This is a genomic window from Pseudomonas capeferrum, assembly GCF_013523055.1.
GTDB classification, from domain to species: Bacteria; Pseudomonadota; Gammaproteobacteria; order Pseudomonadales; family Pseudomonadaceae; genus Aquipseudomonas; species Aquipseudomonas capeferrum_A.
In genome coordinates, this window is sequence record NZ_JAAMQM010000011.1 from 131,924 (window position 1) to 149,179 (window position 17,256).

The 17,256-nt window shown below is 63.1% G+C and carries 15 protein-coding genes; 5 read left to right on the top strand and 10 right to left on the bottom strand.

Features of this window, described 5'->3' with window-relative positions; translation table 11 throughout:
* Positions 1–306 precede the first annotated feature (306 nt).
* The 4 genes from G7009_RS14195 to G7009_RS14210 are packed head-to-tail and all read left to right on the top strand — an operon-like array spanning position 307 to position 3,670.
* Positions 307–639, top strand: a complete 333-nt coding sequence (locus tag G7009_RS14195; RefSeq protein ID WP_181130705.1) for an SMR family transporter — start codon at positions 307–309, stop codon at positions 637–639.
* A gap of 53 nt (positions 640–692) precedes the next feature.
* Entirely contained in the window at positions 693–1,868 is a 1,176-nt protein-coding gene (locus G7009_RS14200; RefSeq protein WP_181130706.1) for an NAD(P)/FAD-dependent oxidoreductase, read from the top strand.
* On the top strand, positions 1,865–2,677 hold the full coding sequence (locus G7009_RS14205) for an aldo/keto reductase (RefSeq protein ID WP_181130707.1): 813 nt from the start codon (positions 1,865–1,867) through the stop codon (positions 2,675–2,677). Before G7009_RS14200 ends, G7009_RS14205 begins: the two co-directional genes overlap by 4 nt.
* Positions 2,678–2,713: 36 nt before the next feature.
* Positions 2,714–3,670, top strand: a complete 957-nt coding sequence (locus tag G7009_RS14210) for a metal ABC transporter ATPase (protein ID WP_181130708.1) — start codon at positions 2,714–2,716, stop codon at positions 3,668–3,670.
* Between the two features lie 81 nt (positions 3,671–3,751).
* On the opposite strand, the gene hldE is transcribed toward G7009_RS14210, so the two are convergent.
* The 3 genes from hldE to G7009_RS14225 form a co-directional block, all read right to left on the bottom strand.
* Entirely contained in the window at positions 3,752–5,173 is a 1,422-nt protein-coding gene (gene hldE / locus G7009_RS14215; protein WP_181130709.1) for a bifunctional D-glycero-beta-D-manno-heptose-7-phosphate kinase/D-glycero-beta-D-manno-heptose 1-phosphate adenylyltransferase HldE, read from the bottom strand.
* A gap of 130 nt (positions 5,174–5,303) precedes the next feature.
* Positions 5,304–7,112: a lipid A export permease/ATP-binding protein MsbA gene (gene msbA / locus G7009_RS14220; protein ID WP_181130710.1), complete on the bottom strand. Its 1,809-nt coding sequence runs from the start codon at positions 7,110–7,112 to the stop codon at positions 5,304–5,306.
* A 15-nt stretch (positions 7,113–7,127) separates the two neighbouring features.
* Positions 7,128–8,303 (bottom strand): O-antigen ligase family protein, encoded by a 1,176-nt coding sequence (locus G7009_RS14225; RefSeq protein WP_181130711.1) that lies wholly within the window; start codon positions 8,301–8,303, stop codon positions 7,128–7,130.
* 101 nt (positions 8,304–8,404) lie between these two features.
* Here G7009_RS14225 and G7009_RS14230 point away from each other — a divergent pair, with 101 nt between their 5' ends.
* Entirely contained in the window at positions 8,405–9,010 is a 606-nt protein-coding gene (locus tag G7009_RS14230; protein WP_181130712.1) for a toluene tolerance protein, read from the top strand.
* 3 nt (positions 9,011–9,013) lie between these two features.
* Here the strand turns inward: G7009_RS14230 and G7009_RS14235 are convergent, their stop codons facing one another.
* The 7 genes from G7009_RS14235 to G7009_RS14265 all read right to left on the bottom strand — a co-directional run bounded on the left by G7009_RS14235 (position 9,014) and on the right by G7009_RS14265 (position 17,163).
* Positions 9,014–10,105: a glycosyltransferase gene (locus G7009_RS14235; protein ID WP_181130713.1), complete on the bottom strand. Its 1,092-nt coding sequence runs from the start codon at positions 10,103–10,105 to the stop codon at positions 9,014–9,016.
* Between the two features lie 49 nt (positions 10,106–10,154).
* Positions 10,155–10,928 carry a glycosyltransferase family 2 protein gene (locus G7009_RS14240; protein WP_181130714.1) on the bottom strand — a complete coding sequence of 258 codons (774 nt, stop codon included), beginning with the start codon at positions 10,926–10,928 and terminating at the stop codon, positions 10,155–10,157.
* A gap of 66 nt (positions 10,929–10,994) precedes the next feature.
* Positions 10,995–11,951 (bottom strand): glycosyltransferase family protein, encoded by a 957-nt coding sequence (locus G7009_RS14245; protein WP_181130715.1) that lies wholly within the window; start codon positions 11,949–11,951, stop codon positions 10,995–10,997.
* A 41-nt stretch (positions 11,952–11,992) separates the two neighbouring features.
* On the bottom strand, positions 11,993–13,399 hold the full coding sequence (locus G7009_RS14250) for a PIG-L deacetylase family protein (RefSeq protein ID WP_181130774.1): 1,407 nt from the start codon (positions 13,397–13,399) through the stop codon (positions 11,993–11,995).
* Positions 13,396–14,292, bottom strand: coding sequence for an antimicrobial resistance protein Mig-14 (locus tag G7009_RS14255; RefSeq protein ID WP_181130716.1), 897 nt, complete (start codon positions 14,290–14,292; stop codon positions 13,396–13,398). Before G7009_RS14255 ends, G7009_RS14250 begins: the two co-directional genes overlap by 4 nt.
* Positions 14,292–15,422: a glycosyltransferase gene (locus tag G7009_RS14260; protein ID WP_181130717.1), complete on the bottom strand. Its 1,131-nt coding sequence runs from the start codon at positions 15,420–15,422 to the stop codon at positions 14,292–14,294. Before G7009_RS14260 ends, G7009_RS14255 begins: the two co-directional genes overlap by 1 nt.
* Positions 15,406–17,163 carry a carbamoyltransferase family protein gene (locus G7009_RS14265; protein WP_181130718.1) on the bottom strand — a complete coding sequence of 586 codons (1,758 nt, stop codon included), beginning with the start codon at positions 17,161–17,163 and terminating at the stop codon, positions 15,406–15,408. Before G7009_RS14265 ends, G7009_RS14260 begins: the two co-directional genes overlap by 17 nt.
* Positions 17,164–17,256: the final 93 nt, after the last annotated feature.

Genomic DNA, 17,256 nt, shown 5'->3' on the forward strand with positions numbered 1-17,256 from the left:
ATGTGGTGAGCGGGCTAGTCCCGCGACGCGCCGCGCGGGCGGCGCTCGATCTCAAGAGCGCTGCAAATGCCATGACAGGCTCTCCGCGACGCGCCGCACGGGCGGCGCTCGATCTCAAGGGCGCTGCAAATGCCATGACAGGCTCTCCGCGACGCGCCGCGCGGGCGGCGCTCGATCTCACAGGCGCTGCAAATGCCATGACATGCGCCTCGACAGCCCCCTCGACATCGACTCTTCCCTGGCTCCACCTGACCCGGCCAGTCATGGCCTGCCGAACCTCACCGCTTACCTCACCAAGGACCTACCATGAACGCCTACACCTACCTGGCCATCGCCATCTTCGCCGAAGTCATCGCCACCGCCTCCATGAAAGCAGTGAAGGGCCTGAGTACGCCCGCGCCCTTGCTGTTGATGATTTGCGGCTATGCGGTCGCGTTCTGGATGCTGACCCTTGTGGTCCGCAGCATTCCGGTCGGAATCGCCTATGCCATCTGGTCCGGGCTGGGCATCGTGCTGATCAGCATCGCCGCATTGGTGATCTACGGGCAGAAACTCGACATTCCGGCCATGCTCGGCATGGCCCTGATCGTCGCTGGCGTGGTGGTGATACAGGTGTTCTCGAAAACCACCGGGCATTGATCGACGGCGCAGTCTGTATACTGGGCGCCTGTCCCAGCTTGTGAGGTCCGTGCATGCCAACCGCCATTTCCACTGACGTGCTGATCGTCGGCGCCGGGGTCGCTGGCCTCTGGCTCAACGCCCGCCTGCGCTCCCTGGGCTATTCGACGGTCCTGGTGGAGCGCGCCAGCCTCGGCGGCGAGCAGACCATCAAGTCCCAAGGCATTATCCATGGCGGCGCCAAGTACGCCCTGCACGGTGCGTTGAGCGGGGCCTCGGAAGCCATCGCCGACATGCCGCGCCGCTGGCGCGAAGCCTTGGCCGGCACCGGCGAGTTGGACCTGCGCCAGGTTCGCCTGCTTTCCGACGCTCATTACCTGTGGTCGCCCGGCACCCTGGCCGGCAACCTGACCAGCTTCTTCGCCAGCAAGGCCGTGCGCGGTCGGGTCGATCAGGTCAAAGGCGACCAGTTGCCCGCGGCGCTGCAGGACCGTGCCTTCAAAGGCAAGGTCTACCGCCTGGCCGAACTGGTGGTGGATGTCCCGAGCCTGCTGCGTAACCTGGCAGCGCTGGCCGGCGACAGCCTGCTGGCCGGTGAACGTGTCACGCCGTTGCGCGAAGGCGATGAACTGGTCGGCCTGCGCGTCGACGATCGAGAAATCCGTGCCCAGCGTATCGTCCTCAGTGCCGGTGCCGGCACCGCCGACCTGCTCGAGGCGCTCGGCTTGAACCAGCCGGCCATGCAGCGCCGTCCGCTGCACATGGTCATGGCCAAGGGTCCGAACCTGAAACCCTTGTATGCCCATTGCCTGGGCGGCGGACCGAAACCGCGCATCACGGTAACCACCCATCCCGCGCAAGATGGGCAGTGGGTCTGGTACCTGGGCGGGGACCTTGCCGAAGCCGATGGCGTAGCCCGTGAGCCCGTCGAGCAGATCGCCGCCGCGCGCAAGGAGGTGGCCAATCTGCTGCCCTGGATCGATCAGGCACAGATCCGCTGGGCCACCGTGCGCATCGATCGCGCCGAGCCCGCCCAGTCCGGCCTGGTGCGGCCTGACAATGCGTTCCTTGCCGACCAGCAGCGTCTGTTGGTTGGCTGGCCGACCAAGCTTGCCCTGGCGCCGGACTTCGCCGACCGGGTATTGGCCAGCCTGGAGCGCGATGGCATTCGCCCGACCGCGCACCCTGACCTGTCCGACCTGCCGCGTCCGCCGATCGGCATTCCCGCCTGGGAGCAACTGCTACCATGAGCCTGCCGACACTGCATGATTTCCATCGCCCGCTGGGCGCTACCGGTCTGCGCGTTTCGCCCTTGGGGCTTGGTACGGTCAAGCTCGGGCGCGACCAGGACGTCAAATACCCCAACGGTTTCACCATTCCCGATGACGACGACGCCAAGCGCCTGCTTGCCCAGGCCCGACAGTTGGGAATCAACCTGATCGATACGGCGCCCGCCTACGGTATCAGCGAGGAACGCCTCGGCCCTCTGCTCAGCGGCCAACGCGACCAGTGGGTGATCGTCAGCAAGGTCGGGGAAGAGTTCGAGGACGGGCATTCCCGCTTCGACTTCAGCGCCGCGCATACCCGCCTTTCGGTCGAGCGCAGCCTGAAGCGTCTGCGGACGGACCGTATCGAGCTCGTCCTGGTGCATTCCGACGGCAATGACTTGGCGATCCTCGAGCAAGAGGAGGTCTATGAGACACTTGCCGCGCTCAAGCAGGAAGGCAAGATCCTCGGCTACGGATTTTCAGGCAAGACCGCGGCCGGCGGCTTGAAGGCGCTGGAGCAAGGCGATTGCGCCATGGTCACCTTCAACCTCAACGAGCAAGCGGAGCGCCCGGTGCTCGACTACGCTGCCGAACATGGCAAGGCGATCCTGGTGAAAAAAGCCCTGGCCAGCGGACATGCCTGCCTGGCACCGGGGGTCGATGCGGTACAGGCGAGCTTCGAGCTGCTGTTTGCCCATCCGGGTGTCAGCAGTGCTATTGTCGGCACCATCAATCCGTTGCACCTGGCCCATAACGTGGCTACCGTGGCCCGCATCCTGGGCCAGCCTTGAGCCGCCTTCGCGGCAGCCAATGGAAGGAGGCGCCTAGTGTCGCGAACGCTGATCCGAAAGAACCCGAGCAACTTCAAGACCCTGCCGCTGCATGTCGAAGCCACCCCCGACGGCCTGACCTACAAGAGCATCGGCATGCCGCTGAATTTTGCCCAGACCCTGCAGCGGCGCAAGGCGATCCAGTTGCCCGACGCCCACAGGTTCGTGGTCGAGCTGGCCAATCTCGGCGTCTCGGTGCGCCTTACCCTGCAATGGCAACAGCGCGATTACTGGGTATTGGTGCGCCAGCGGCGTCAGGACCGCGGCGACGTGGTCTTGAAGTTGATCTCGGGTTATGTCCCGGCCCATGAACTGAACCTGCCGCTGCACACCGCCGTCCAGGAAGTGGCTGAAGAATGCCTGCTCGAAACGCCGGAAGGCTGGTTGGGTGGACGCTTCAACGAAACCTGGCTGCCCGCGCCCTATGCAGCCGCGTTGCACTATCGTGAATCACCGCCTTTCATTCTCACGCCGGAATCCGGTGCCGCGCTGCCCGTGCATTGTGGCAGCCTGAAGCTGCTGGAGCGCCCTCGCGCCTACGTGCACCTGCCCACTGCATCGCTACAGCTCATCTACGACCTGCGCTTGCAGGTCCCCAGGGAAGCGAAGTCCGTGAGCCTGTTTCATGTCGATGAACGTCTCGAGGGCGATCATCTGGTGACGCGCCTCAATCGCAAGCGGCCTGACCTGTACCTGATGCCTCTTGAAAACGGCCAGCCACTGGCCGAGCTCTATACGCTGCGCAAAGGCGAACTGATACCGGCGACCACCAGGGGCCTGTACCTGGCAGAGAGCTTTGCCCGGCAGGATGGTTGGCTGGTGGCCGAAGAACGGATTCGCTGGAAGGATTGGGTGAGGCAGCAGGGGCTGGTCGAACCGAAGCGCGGTTCGCGGTTGCAGCGCCTGACCGGCAAGGCCCGGGAGCTGCTGCGCAGAGCGCGTGGGTCGCTGTAACGGAATCTGTTCTGGCGTCGAATCGCAACGGCATCGAGGGCCCTTGGGCTGGGCAACCTCGACACCACGGCGTGGCGCTTCTCAGTTCTTGCGGATCTTCTCGACGATCGCGGTGGTCGAGCTGTTCTCTACCAGCCCGAGCACCTTCACGGTACCGCCATAAGCGTTGACGATGTCGGCGCCCACGACCTGATCGATACCATAGTCGCCCCCTTTGACCAGGACATCCGGCTTGACTTCGCGCAGCAGGTTTTCCGGCGTGCCCTCGGCGAAGCTGATGACCCAGTCGACGGCGCCCAGCCCGGCCAGCACGGCCATGCGCCGGTCGACGCTGTTGATCGGACGTCCCGGGCCCTTCAGGCGGCTGACCGAGGCATCGTCATTGACGGCGACGATCAGGCGATCGCCTTGGGCGCGCGCCTGTTCCAGGTAGGTCACGTGGCCTGCGTGAAGAATGTCGAAACAGCCATTGGTGAAGACGATCTTCTCGTTGTGCGCGCGGGCATCGTCGATGGCCAGCAGCAACTGGTCGAGGCTCAATACGCCACGCTCCGAACCTTCTTCGCGCTGGATCGCGCGACGCAATTCAGGCGCGCTGATCGCTGCCGTGCCGAGCTTGCCGACGACGATACCCGCCGCCAGGTTGGCCAGGGCGACAGCGTGAGGCAGCTCCTCGCCAGCGGCGATGGCCGCTGCCAAGGTGGAAATGACCGTGTCGCCGGCGCCGGTGACATCGAACACTTCGCGCGCGCGCGCTGGCAGATGCATTGCCGGATGATCGGGGCGCAGCAGGGTCATGCCGTGCTCACCGCGGGTTACCAGCAAGGCTCCCAGGTCCAGGTCCTGCATCAGTTGCAGGCCCTTGGCGACGAGATCCGACTCGTCGGCGCAACGTCCGACGATGGTCTCGAACTCGCTGAGATTCGGGGTGATCAGGCTGGCGCCGCGGTAGATCGCGAAGTCCTTGCCCTTGGGATCGGCCAGCACCGGAATGTTGCGGGCGCGTGCCGCCTGGATCAGGCTCTGATGGTTCTTCAAGGCACCCTTGCCGTAATCCGACAGGACGAGCACCTTGACGCCTTCGAGCAACCTGTCGACCTCCACGCCAAGCGAGAGGGGGTCGGTCGCGAACGGCTCTTCGAAATCGATGCGCAGCAGTTGCTGGTGGCGGCTCATGACCCGCAGCTTGACGATGGTCGGCTGATGGGCGATCCGCTGGAAGATAGAGCGCACACCCGCGGCATGCAGGCTGTTGGCCAGGCTCTCGGCGGCCTCGTCCTGGCCGGTGACCCCGACCAGCGACGCCGGGGCGCCCAGGGCAGCGATGTTGAGGGCGACGTTCGCCGCGCCGCCGGGACGATCCTCGATCTGCTCGACCTTGACCACCGGCACCGGCGCCTCAGGCGAGATACGTGAAGTACCGCCATGCCAGTAGCGGTCGAGCATGACATCGCCGACCACCAGTACCGGGGCTTGATCGAAACGCGGCATGGACAACTTCATGGGCAACCCATATGGAAAAAATGAACAGGGCCGGGATATTAGCACAGGCCAGCCGATGGCTTTATTGCCGCCTGCTGGCTGCGTAATGCCGGATAGCGATCGGGAACGACAGGTCCCGATCGGGAGCGTTTCAGGTGATTTCGGCCTTGGCCGGCTCGTCGAGTCCCAAAGCATGCAGGCGGGCGTAGTGTCCGTTTGCCTGCAGCAGCTCGGCATGGGTGCCACGCTCCACCAGACGCCCCTGGTCCATGACCAGGATGAGATCGGCCTTTTCGATGGTCGACAGACGATGCGCGATCACCAGGGTGGTACGGCCCTGCATGACATGGTCCAGCGCAGCCTGGATATGCCGTTCGGACTCGGTGTCGAGTGCCGAGGTCGCTTCGTCGAGAATCAGCAACGGCGCGTTCTTTAGCAAGGCACGAGCGATCGCAAGGCGCTGGCGTTGGCCACCCGACAGCAGGACGCCGTTCTCGCCAATCTCGGTATCGAGCCCCTTGGGCAACTGATCGATGAAATCCTTGGCATAGGCATCGGCGGCAGCGGCTTCGATGGCATCGCGGGGGGCACCGGCAAGGTCTCCGTAGGCGATGTTGTTGGCCACGGTATCGTTGAACAAGGTGACCTGCTGAGTGACCTGGGCGACATGCCGACGCAGGTTGCGCAGTCGATAGTCCTCGATTTCCACCCCATCGAGCAGAATCTGCCCCTGATCATGATGATAGAAACGCGGGATCAGCGCTGCCAGGGTCGACTTGCCGCTGCCGGAGCGGCCAACCAGGGCGATCATTTGCCCGGGTTCCGCGGTGAAGCTGATATCGCTGAGGACCTGACGATCGGTATCGGGGTAGCTGAAGCTCAGGTTGCGCACTTCAAGTCGACCCTCAACCTGCTCTTTTTCGACTGTGCCACGGTCCAGCTCGGGGGGTTCATCCAGCTGTTCGAAAATGCTTTCCGCGCCTGCCAGACCCTTCTGGATGGTCGAGCTGACCTCGGAAAGCTGGCGGATCGGCTTGGGCAGCAGGCCGGCGGCCGTGATGTAGGCCACCAGGTCACCCGCCGACGCATCGCCGCGCAGGAACAGCACCAGGAACATCAAGGTCGCCATGGCGCTGTAGATCACCAATTGCAGCAGGGGGGTGTAGACGGCCCCGGTCTTGGTCATGCGCAGCTGCTTGTCGGTATTGCCCTGGCTAGCCTTGAGGAAGCGCCGCTGCTCATAGCTTTCGCCGCCGAAGCTGCGGACCACGCGATAACCCTGGATAGTCTCGGAAGCCACATGGGTCACATCGCCCATGGCCACCTGGATCTTCTTGCTCTGCTTGCGGAATTTCTTGCTGGCGGTGCCCACCATCAGGGCGATCACCGGAAGAATCGCAAGCATGACCAAGGTGAGCTTCCAGTTCATCCACAGCAGGTAGGCAAACAGGAAGACGACCGTGAGGCCCTCGCGGATCACCACCTTGATCGCATCGGTCGCGGCGCCTGTCACCATGGTCACGTTGAAGGTGATCCGCGAAATCAGGTGACCGGAGTTGTGGTGGTCGAAGTAGCGGTTGGGCAATACCAACAGCTTGTTGAACAGCTCCACGCGCAGGTCGTGCACCAGACTCAGCGAAACCTTGGCCAGGAAGTAGTTACCCAGGAACGAACCCAGCCCCTGCCAGGCCGCGATCAGGATGATCAGCAACGGCACCGCCTGCAACAGTTGCAGGTCGCGCAGATAGGGCACGCTCGGGAACAGCACGGCCTGCGGATTGCTCAAGCCGTCGACGAAATATTTGAGGATCCCCGCCAGCATTGGCTGGGTCGAGGCGAAGATCACGAAACCCACGATACTCAGCATGAAAATGCCCAGGTAGGGTTTCACATAGCCCAGCAGCCGGAAGTAGATCTTCAGGCTGGAGTTCTGCTCCGCCGCGGGAGGTGTTTCGGCCATCATCGAGCTCGCTGTTCAGTTTGAACCGGAAATTTTACCACAGGCTTGCTCTTCGACATGCGCCCACGGAAGCATCAGCGCCATCCCCAGTGGCAACCAACTGACGAACCACTCGGCGCGAGGCGTGCCGGTGAGGCTGGCGGCATCGAACTGCATGGCCAGGGTGGAGAATATCCACAGGCCGAGCAGCATCTTGCCCAGTTCGCTGGCGCGCGCGCGCCAGATCTCGCGCAGGGCGCAGAACCAGGCCAGCCCCCAGAGCAGCAGGCCGGGTATCCCCTGCTCGATGGCGATGTGTGTGAACATGTTGTGGGTGTGGTCGAAGACGTATCCTGCCGCCTCTACCCGATAGAAGGCCCCCAGGCCCAGCCCGCCCCAGGGGTGCTCGGCGATCATGCGCAGGGATGCCTCGAGGATCTCGGGCCTGAACGATGCTCCCCGGGCCATGATCAGGTCGTGCATCAATAGCCAGGCCGCGCCCGTGGCCAGCAGTGCTTTGAGCCCCAGCAGACTGCTCCAGCGGTTGCGGTACCAGAGCGGCGCCAGCAGCATGGTGATCACCAGGGCCAGGGCCGCGCCACGGCTCTGGCTGAGAATCACGAAAGCGCCGAGACAGACCAGCGCCAGTACCCAGAAGAGCATCAATGGCCGATTGCGCGGCCAGGCATGCGCCATCCAGATCACGGCCGCGCCCACCACGTAGGCACCCAGGATCGGATGGGAAATCTCGCCTATGCCCTCGAGTCGCGAGGTGATGTCCCACCCCTGGATCACGTAGTAATGAAGAATCGAAGCCAGACCGGCGACCCCGAGCAACAGGCCGCCGCCGCGCAGAAGGTTGCGTACCTGTGCCTGCCCCAGTTGAGCCAGCATTGGAAACGCCATGAGGAACAGCAGGATATACAGGAGCCGCTTGCCGTCGCGTGCGCCGTCCTCGCTCGTGGTCCAGGCCAGGCTCAAGGCACACCAGGCCAGCAGCGCAAGAATGCTTGCCCACAAGGCCGGCTGACGACGCCAGGCCTGCAGGAACACATGGCGGGAAGACCAGCCCATGACCAGTGTGGGTAGCCACAGGAACAGGATCAGGCCCTGCTGGTAGATCTTGTTGCTCGGTGCCAGCGCGATGGCGCTCAGGAACCACAGGAATCCGAATCCGAGCCAGGCCCGTGCCCAACGTTTCTGATACAACATCGACTCTCCCGATGATCCCGGTGACACCGTCATGGTGTAACGGTCGTGTTTTCGGCATTATTGCCGGTCATTTTGCTTGCCAGCTGACAAGGGCCCCACTCATGCAATGCTCCCAGCTCTCCGAGGACGACTTCAACCGACTGACACTCGGCGCCCAGGTGCTCGAGGCAGACAGCTACGGCGCGAAAGTCTACCTGCTCCAGGATGGTAATATCCTCAAGGTCTTTCGTCGCAAGCGGCTGCTTTCATCCGCCCTGCTGCGGCCTTATTCGCAACGCTTCATCGATAACGCCGCACGCCTGGCCGAACTGGGTATCCCGACCCTGGAAGTGATCAGCCATCACAAGCTCGACATTCCCGGCAAGACGGCCGTGCTCTACCGGCCACTGCCAGGCAAGACCCTGCTGCAGCAATCGCGCGAGCCGGGCTTCAGCTGGGAGGCACAACTGCCGCCGCTGGTCGAACTGATTCGCTCCCTGCACCGTTCAGGCATCTATTTCCGCTCCCTGCACCTGGGCAATGTGGTCGTGACGCCCGAGCATGAGCTGGGTTTGATCGATGTGGCCGACATGCGTTTCATGCGTGCGCCGTTGCCACCCCGGATGGTCCGTCGCAATGTGCAGCACCTGGCGCGCTTCATCAGCCGGGAGAATCTCGGCGAGCAGTTTCCGCTCGCAGCCCTGGAAGATGCGCTGCTCAGGCGCTGAGCCTCAATGCCGCAGCAGACTGGACGAGCGTTCGCGGAACACCGTCCATGCCTGTTCTGGCGCGAGCGCCTGCCACTGGGCCTTCGCCAGCGCCTCACCGCTACCTTTGCCGCATGCTTCGATTGCCGCGCTCCAGGCCTCGAGGTCAGCCACCGGCAGGTAATGCCCGCTACCGCTCAGCTGCTCGCGAAACACCTGCAGATCGCTGCAGATGAGCGGCACGCTGGACATCACGGCCTCCTGCACCACCAGCCCCAGGCCTTCGGAACGCGAGGGGACCAACAGCCAGTCGAACGCCCGGTAGAGCTGCGACAAGTCCTGCCTGTGCCCGCACAGCTGGACGCAGTGGCTCAGGCCCAGCAGCTGGATCCGCGCCTCGAGCCGCGGTCGCAGCTCGCCTTCGCCGAGGATCGCCAGATGCAGGTCCGGTTGTTGCTCATGGGCCTTGGCGAATGCTTCGATGAGGAAGTCGAAACCCTTGCTGTCCACCAGCCGCCCTACCGCACCCAGTACCCGGGTGGGCTTTTGCGGCAGTCCGAGCATGCGCCTGGATTCCTCACAGGTACGCAGGTTGGCGATAAAGGCATAGGGGTCGAGCGCCACGCGGAGCGCATGGACAGGGCGGTCCAGCACCCGCTCCAATGACTTTGCCAGCGTGCCGGACACCGCAGCGATGTTCAGCCTGTCTGCAGGCACACTGCGCAACAGGGCGATATCACGGTCGCGCAAGCGCGAGGAACCGTGGAACAGCAAGGTGGTATGGACGCCGGGCAGGTCTTTGAGAACCGGCAGCACCAGGCGGGCAACACCGAGCCCATCGAGAAGCAGGACACCTGCATCCGACCGCTTCAGCGCTCGGCGAAGACGGGACCGCAACCACGGGTGCAACAAACGCCAGAGATTGCGCCCCTTCAACAGGCGAGGATTGAAATGCCACTCGTGCGTCGCACCGACACTGCAACATGGGCCTTGCCCTTGCAGCAGCCAACTGGTAATCGAGGAATTCTTCCCGGCCTGTGAAAGAATTTGCTGATGGACCTTATGGACAGACGAATAAGGTGAGCCACCGGCCCACATCACGTTGACGATTTTCATGGGGAAGCTTCCCCTTTTCCCAGGCTGGTTGTCCAATTAGCAGAATTGTTCAATTTGCAAGGAAGCCGATAGCCGTACCCACCAAGACCCCCGCAACCAGCACCAGCAGCAGCTTGAGCCGATCGCGCTGACGCCTGCGAACCTTGCGCTGACGCTCTTGCGGCAGGCTCACATGGCTGCCGAAGCCCGTGTGCAGCACTGCATCGCCTTCCAGGATGACGGCGGTCAGGTCAAGTTCCGCATAACGTCGGGACAACGCCTTCTCCCCAGCATAGGCGGCAAATGGCGCACACCGTTGATAATCGCTGAGGCGCCTGAGCCCTGGGTTCAAGGAAAAGCTTTGCCACTCGGCCTTCTCGGACAACAGGGGATAGCACGGCACGCCTGCGATCACCTGCCGTTCGCCCAAATGGATATAGGGGCTATGGACCTTCAGGTCGTGCGCATAGCTGCGCAGCCAGACCTGCAGCAATTGCGGGCTGACTTCCAGGATGGCCTTGGAGTCTTCGACGAAGTGGGGACGATAGAACGCCCAATCATCCTCGCAGTGGAAGATGTAAGGCGTCTTGACGTGCCCGTAGGACAGGTCGATCGATGCCAACTGGCCCAGCTTGGGCGAGTTGACGAAGACCGTGCAATGAGGCTTCCAATGCTCCGGCACCGCGGCATGCACGGCATCGTCGCCCGAGTCCTCGGTGATGAAGACCTCGCGGATCGGTGCCGTATTGAAGCGGTCGAAGCTCTCCAGGGTATCCTTGAGCAGGTCGAAACGCCCGCAACTGGTCACCACCAGGGTGACATCACTGTTATCGCAGAAGCGCACGGAGCTCTCTCCCAAGTTTGCTAGTCGACTGTTCATTTGCCGGCCCGCAGGCCGAAATCGCGCCACTCACCAACCCAACCTCGCACGCAGGCGCTGCCAGACGCCAAGGGGAGGATGAGTGCGCAGAGGTGCCTGCATGTGCTCGACGATGCTACGACCCACCTCGGCAAAACTGAAACGGGAGATCGCCAGCTGGCGACCCTCGGCGGCAATTCGAGCGGACAATGATGGATCAGCGCGCAGCAGCTTCAATTTTTCCTGTAACTGTCCAATGCTCTGGTACAGCACCACGTTGTGCATGTCCCGCAGACCCAACGCACGGTTTTCGGCCTCACCCTGGTCATAAGCGAGCAGGACGCAGCCACAGGCCATCGCCTCGAAATTCTTGATCATGTATTCGCCCATGCCCACGTCGGCACTGACGAAGTAGCGGATACGGTTGAGCGTGTTGCAGTAGTCTTCGCCGGAGTTGGTCCGTGTGACCACCAGATTCTCTACTTTGCTCAACTCATCGAGCAGTGCCTTGCGCCCGCTGTAGGCAACGCTTCGTGTGCTGCCGACGAACGCCAGGTCGATATCGCGCTCACGCCCCTGGTCGGTCAGCAACTGCTCGTCATAGCCCTTGGGCACGAACACCGCGTCGAACCCTTCCTGACGCAGGCGCTCGCTGACCGTGAAGCCTGAACTGATGATCCTTGCCCACGGCAGCTTGTGGTAATGCGCGCTGAACTTGCCGGTGTACTTGCAAGGGATGTAGTTCTGATAGGCATCGTGTTCCAGGATGACCAGATTGGGCACGCTGCGGATGAAGGCGACCTGGCGGATCTCCTGCTTGAAACGCAGGAAGAAGACGATGCGGTCATAACGCTCGACGTCGACTTCACGCGTGAAGTACCCACGCAGATCGCGCTGCTCCTCGCTGCTCAGCCAGCGCAGATCGCAGTCGCAGTGGGCCGCGACGCCGTCATACAGGCGATCGAGGATCGCCCTTTGTTCTTTCTGGACCAGAAATAGGACTTTCATTGCTTTCCTTGGACGCTCGACGCCCTGGCGATCACCCTGCTTCACAGGTCGCGACGCCAGAACAGTTCATGACGGCGCACGGCCTTGCGAAAGAATTCATTCTCGCCATAAGGCGAGGGTCGACGCCCGGCCAGCCAACGTTGCAGCAGGCGACGCAGGCGGCGCTTGAAAGGCGCTGGCGGTTGCAGGTCATGCATCATGCCAAGGGCCATGGCCTTGTCGCGCTGGGTCGCCTCGTCCAGCACCAGGCTGTAGGGGGTCCAGGCTGCTATGGCCTCGAGTTGCGGGGGCAGCGCTACACCATCGCCGCTGTCGCCCATTGGCCAACGGTCGTTGTCATGCAGGTGGTTGGCGTAGCACAGCAGGGTTTCCGGCTGCCAGGCGAGACCCTGCAACGCCTCGAACACCGCGGCCTGGGCACAGACATGATCAGGGTGCGGGTCGAGCGTCGGATGCGGCATCACCAGCACGTGAGGCCGTGCCTTTTCGAGCATTGCGCGCAGGTCCGCCAGCAGGTTGTTCCAGGTCGGCGCGCCATCGGCGTCGCCTGGCAACGGGAACGGATTGAAACAGCGGAATGGACGGATATCGACCATATCGGCCTCACGCGATGCCTGGGGCTGATAGGGAGCCGCCTGCATGGCGGGCAGTTGCAGACAGAAATAGCCCAGTTGCACGCAGCGTGACTCGGGCACCCCGGCCCAGCGTGGCACGGCGATGCTGTCCCAGGCGCGCAGCCGCCCTTTCATCCGCGCGGCCTCGGCAGAGCTCATGCCCATCTGGCGATAGTGCTCGGCTTCGATTTCACCGGCGGTCAGGGTGACTACCCAGCTTTCATCGCACTGACTGTACAGGCCGTAGGCGGCCAGTTCGGCGTCATCGGCATGCGGCGCAATGACCATGACACGACGCCGACGCAGATCGCTCGCCGGCGTCATCCACAGACGCATCGGGCCCGCCAACCGGCAGTGCCGACCTTGTAGTCGCAGCCGCCCCGCCTGCAATGGCGCCGCCAGGCCTGTCAGGTTGAGAAAACGCATCCCGTCGACACCTCGCTCGAAGGTCTGCCGATCATGGATTTCATCACCTTCCAGCAGCTCCACCCGCGGGTCGAGCAGACGCCCCAGCCAACCGCTCCTGATTCGAACTTCGAGGAGCAGGGTTTCCTCGCCCTCGAGGCTGACATCAGCCACGAGCCTGCCGTCCCGCAGCTCGACCGCGAGTTCACGGGTCTGCTCGGCGAACCGAAACCGATAATCCTCGCCGGGGGAATAGAACAGGTGGTCGGCGAACCAGGCTTCGTGGGCCATCCACAGCAGCGGCAGCAGCAACAGGGGCAGCCACCAGGCCAGGATGATCCCGGACAGAAGCGACAGCGCCAGCCCCGCCAACACGCCCAAGCGCTTGTTGCGCCGGTGGCGCTTGAGCAATTGCTGCTTGCGGCTCACACCTGCCACACCGGCACGGGGTTGCACCAACGATCCTTGTACTCGCGATCGGCACGACCGAAGGAGAACCGCAGCGGCTTGTTGCGCTCGCGCGCATCTTCCCAGGCCGCCTGGGTATTGAGGAAGCTCAGGACGCTACCGGGGCTGAAGGCTTTGGTCTCGGGGTCGACGCCGCCGTTGACGTATTCGACGCTGATCCACTCAGGGGCTTCTACCCGATACACCAGCTGGATGGCGATGGGCGCGGACTCGAGAAACAGCACCGAACCGATCAGCAGCTCGCGCAGTCGCTCCAGCACCTCGGTCATGCGTGCCGCGCCCGTGGCGGGGAACCCCCAACGTCGCTGGAACAGGTCGCAGTACATCGATGCGATTTCCTGTGCGCTGAAGTCGCTCAACGGGCGCACCTGCCCGCCCGCCTCCTCCAGCAGACGCAACTCACGGCGCTGGTTGTAACGGAATTTCTTCGACAGGTCCTCGTGGGCACGCGCCATGGCGAGCTGCTCGGTCTGCGGCCTGAGTCCCTGAAAGCGCCCCTGGTTGAGCTCGGACAGATAGCGTGCGGCGTGACGCAGTGGTGCCTCGGCTCGCGCGGCGGCGGGCAGGATGATTTCGGCGTTGCCCAGGTCGAACAGCGCTTTCTTGCCCTGTCGCTTGAGCACGTCCTTGGACAAGGCCAGGTAACGCCCCCAAGTCGGGATCGCGGCCTGGAGCGTGCCGCCCTGCTCCCAACCCAGGTAGCGGACCGGGATCTGCGCCAGCTCGGCCAGTTGCTCGACGACCAGAGGATGAGTCGCGACACTGCCGCCAAAACGCTGCCAGGCATCGGCGTAAGTGGCGGCATCGATGGCCTGCCAGCCACGCTCGCGAAACGCTTGAATACGATTGAACATCAGGCCTCCGCTACCAGGGCGCGGACCTGAGGCAACTGCCAGAAGGTTGCACGCACGGCTTCGTCGGAAAAGCGCTGGTCCAGCCGCTCAAGCATGTGCGAGGCGCATGCCTGTCGCTGGATGTCGTCCAGTGCGGCCATGTGCCGAAGGCCTTGGCCGAGTTGGTCGGCGTCACCCAGCGGGAACAGCATTCCCACCCCCTCGACCACTTCGCGGGCCCCACCGCAAGCGGTCGCCAGCACCGGCACGCCGGCGACCATGGCTTCCAGCAGTACCATGCCGAAAGGCTCGTGATCGGAACTCAGGGCAAATACATCGAAGGCCTGGAAATAACGTCGGGCATCGGCGACCTGGCCGAGAAGGTCGACCTGGGCGGCAATTCCCAGTTCGGCAGCCTGGGTCCTGAGTGCCTGTTCGAGGCGTCCCTCACCCAGTATCACCAGCCGGGATCCGGCGGGAAGACCTGGCAGTGCCTTGGCAAAGCCACGCAGCAAGGTGACCTGATCCTTGTCCGGATGCAGGCGACCGACGTTGCCGACGATCCAGGCCTGCGAATCCAGGCCAAGGTGCTGTCGTGCCTGCTCGCGAGAGACCAGGTTCGCCTGCAGCGCCGCGACATCGATACGGTTGTAGAGCGTCTGAATGCGCTCGCCGGGCCATTGCGGCAGACAACGACGCATGTCGTCGCGCACCGCGTCCGACACGCCCAGCAGGCTCAAGCGCTTGCGATGCAGATTGGCGAACAGCCGTCGACCGGCTCGCTGGTAGTCACCGAACGCGTGATGCACGCCGATCACCGGCAGGTCGGTCGCGAGCAGCGCGACATAGATGGGCTTGAAGCGGTGGGCGATGCAGAAGCTGAAATCACGCTCGGCGGCGATCTTGCGCAGGGCGCGGATCGCGTCGAGTTTCAAGCCACGTACCGCCTTGGAGCTGAATGTCAGGAACAGCACTTCGTCCGAAGCGCAGCCGGCCGCTACCCGCGGATCGGCGGCGCCGGTGAGGAACACCGTGGTGACCTTGTAGCCACGGCCCTGGAACAGGCTGGCGTATTGCCGGGCACAGTCCAGGAACGGGCCATCATAGCCATGGCAGAACTGCAGGACACGCGGTTCAGAGCGGCTGGTCATACAGGTTCGCACCGTCCTTGACCACCAGGATGTCTTCCATGATCAGGTACTGAAGGTCGGAGCCGAAGAACATGTTCAGCGCATCGGTCGGCGAGCAGATCATCGGCTCGCCACGGCGATTGAGCGAGGTGTTCAACGACACGCCGTTGCCGGTCAGGTCCTCCAGTGCCTTCATCATGTCGTAGTAGCGCGGGTTGTATTCGCGCTTGAGCACCTGGGCGCGCGAAGTGCCATCTTCATGGACGACCTCGGGCACGCGGGTCTTCCACTCCTCGGCCACCTCGAAGGTGAACGTCATGAAAGGCGCCGGATGATCGACCTTGATCATCTGCGAGCCCACGGTATCGAGCATCGAAGGGCAGAACGGCCTCCAGCGCTCGCGGAACTTGATCTGCTCGTTGATGCGATTGGCCACGCCCGGCACGCTTGGGCAGCCGATGATCGAACGACCGCCCAGCGCACGTGGTCCGAACTCCATGCGGCCCTGGAACCAGGCCACCGGATTGCCATCGACCATGATCTTGGCGATACGCTGCGGCATGTCCTCGATCTTGCGCCATTTCGGCTGGCTCGGATGACGGGCACAGGCCGCGATCACGTCTTCGTTGGAGTAGCTTGGGCCGAGATAGACGTGCTCCATCTTCTCGACCGGAACGCCGCGAGCGTGCGAGACATAGGCCGCCGCACCAACGGCGGTCCCGGCGTCACCGGAAGCCGGCTGAACGAACAGTTCCTTGAGATCGGGACGCGCGATGATCTTCTGGTTCAGCTTGACGTTCAACGCGCAGCCGCCGGCAAAGGCCAGCTTGCCGGTATCCCTGAGGATATCGCCAAGGTAATGGTCGATCATCTGCAGCGCCAGCTTCTCGAACAAGGCCTGCATGCTGGCCGCGTAGTGGATGTACGGCTCGTCGGCGATGTCGCCTTCGCGCTTGGGACCCAGCCACTCGATCAGCTTGGGCGAGAAGTAGAAGCCCTTGCCCTTTTCCTTGTGCCGACGCAGGCCGATGACGTTGGCGTACTCGGTGTTGATCACCAGTTCACCGTTCTCGAAACTGGCCAGGCGCGAGAAATCGTACTTGCTGGCGTCGCCATAGGGCGCCATGCCCATGACCTTGAACTCGCCGTCGAGCATCTCGAACCCGAGGAACTCGGTGATCGCGCCGTACAGACCGCCCAAAGAGTCCGGATCGAAGAACTCCTTGATCTTGTGGATGCGGCCATTCTCGCCGTAGCCAAAGAAAGTCGTGGCGTATTCGCCCTTGCCGTCGATACCGAGGATCGCGGTCTTTTCCTTGAAACCGGAACAGTGATAGGCACTGGAGGCATGGGCCAAGTGGTGCTCGACCGGCTCGATCTTGATCTTCTTGGGATCGAAGCCCAGCTGCTCCAGGCACCAGACGATCTTCTTGCGGTAGCGCTTGTAGCGACGGTTGCCCATCAGGATGGCGTCGAGGGCACGATCCGGCGCGTACCAGTAGCGCTTGGCATAGTGCCAGCGAGCCTTGCCGAACAGGCTGATCGGCGCAAAGGGGATGGCCACCACGTCGACGTCCGACGGCTTGATGCCGGCCTGTTCAAGACAGAACTTCGCCGACTCGTAGGGCATGCGGTTCTTTGCATGCTTGTCACGCACGAAGCGCTCTTCTTCGGCGGCGGCAATCAGCTTGCCGTCGATGTACAGGGCCGCGGAAGGGTCATGGCTAAGGGCGCCGGACAGGCCAAGAATCGTCAATGCCAAGGGACTAGCCTCTTCATTCGGTAAAAATGCGCCTCGGCCGCAAGGGGGCGGATGGCAGCGAAAGAGCGGGATTATAACGCAAAGCGCAGCGCC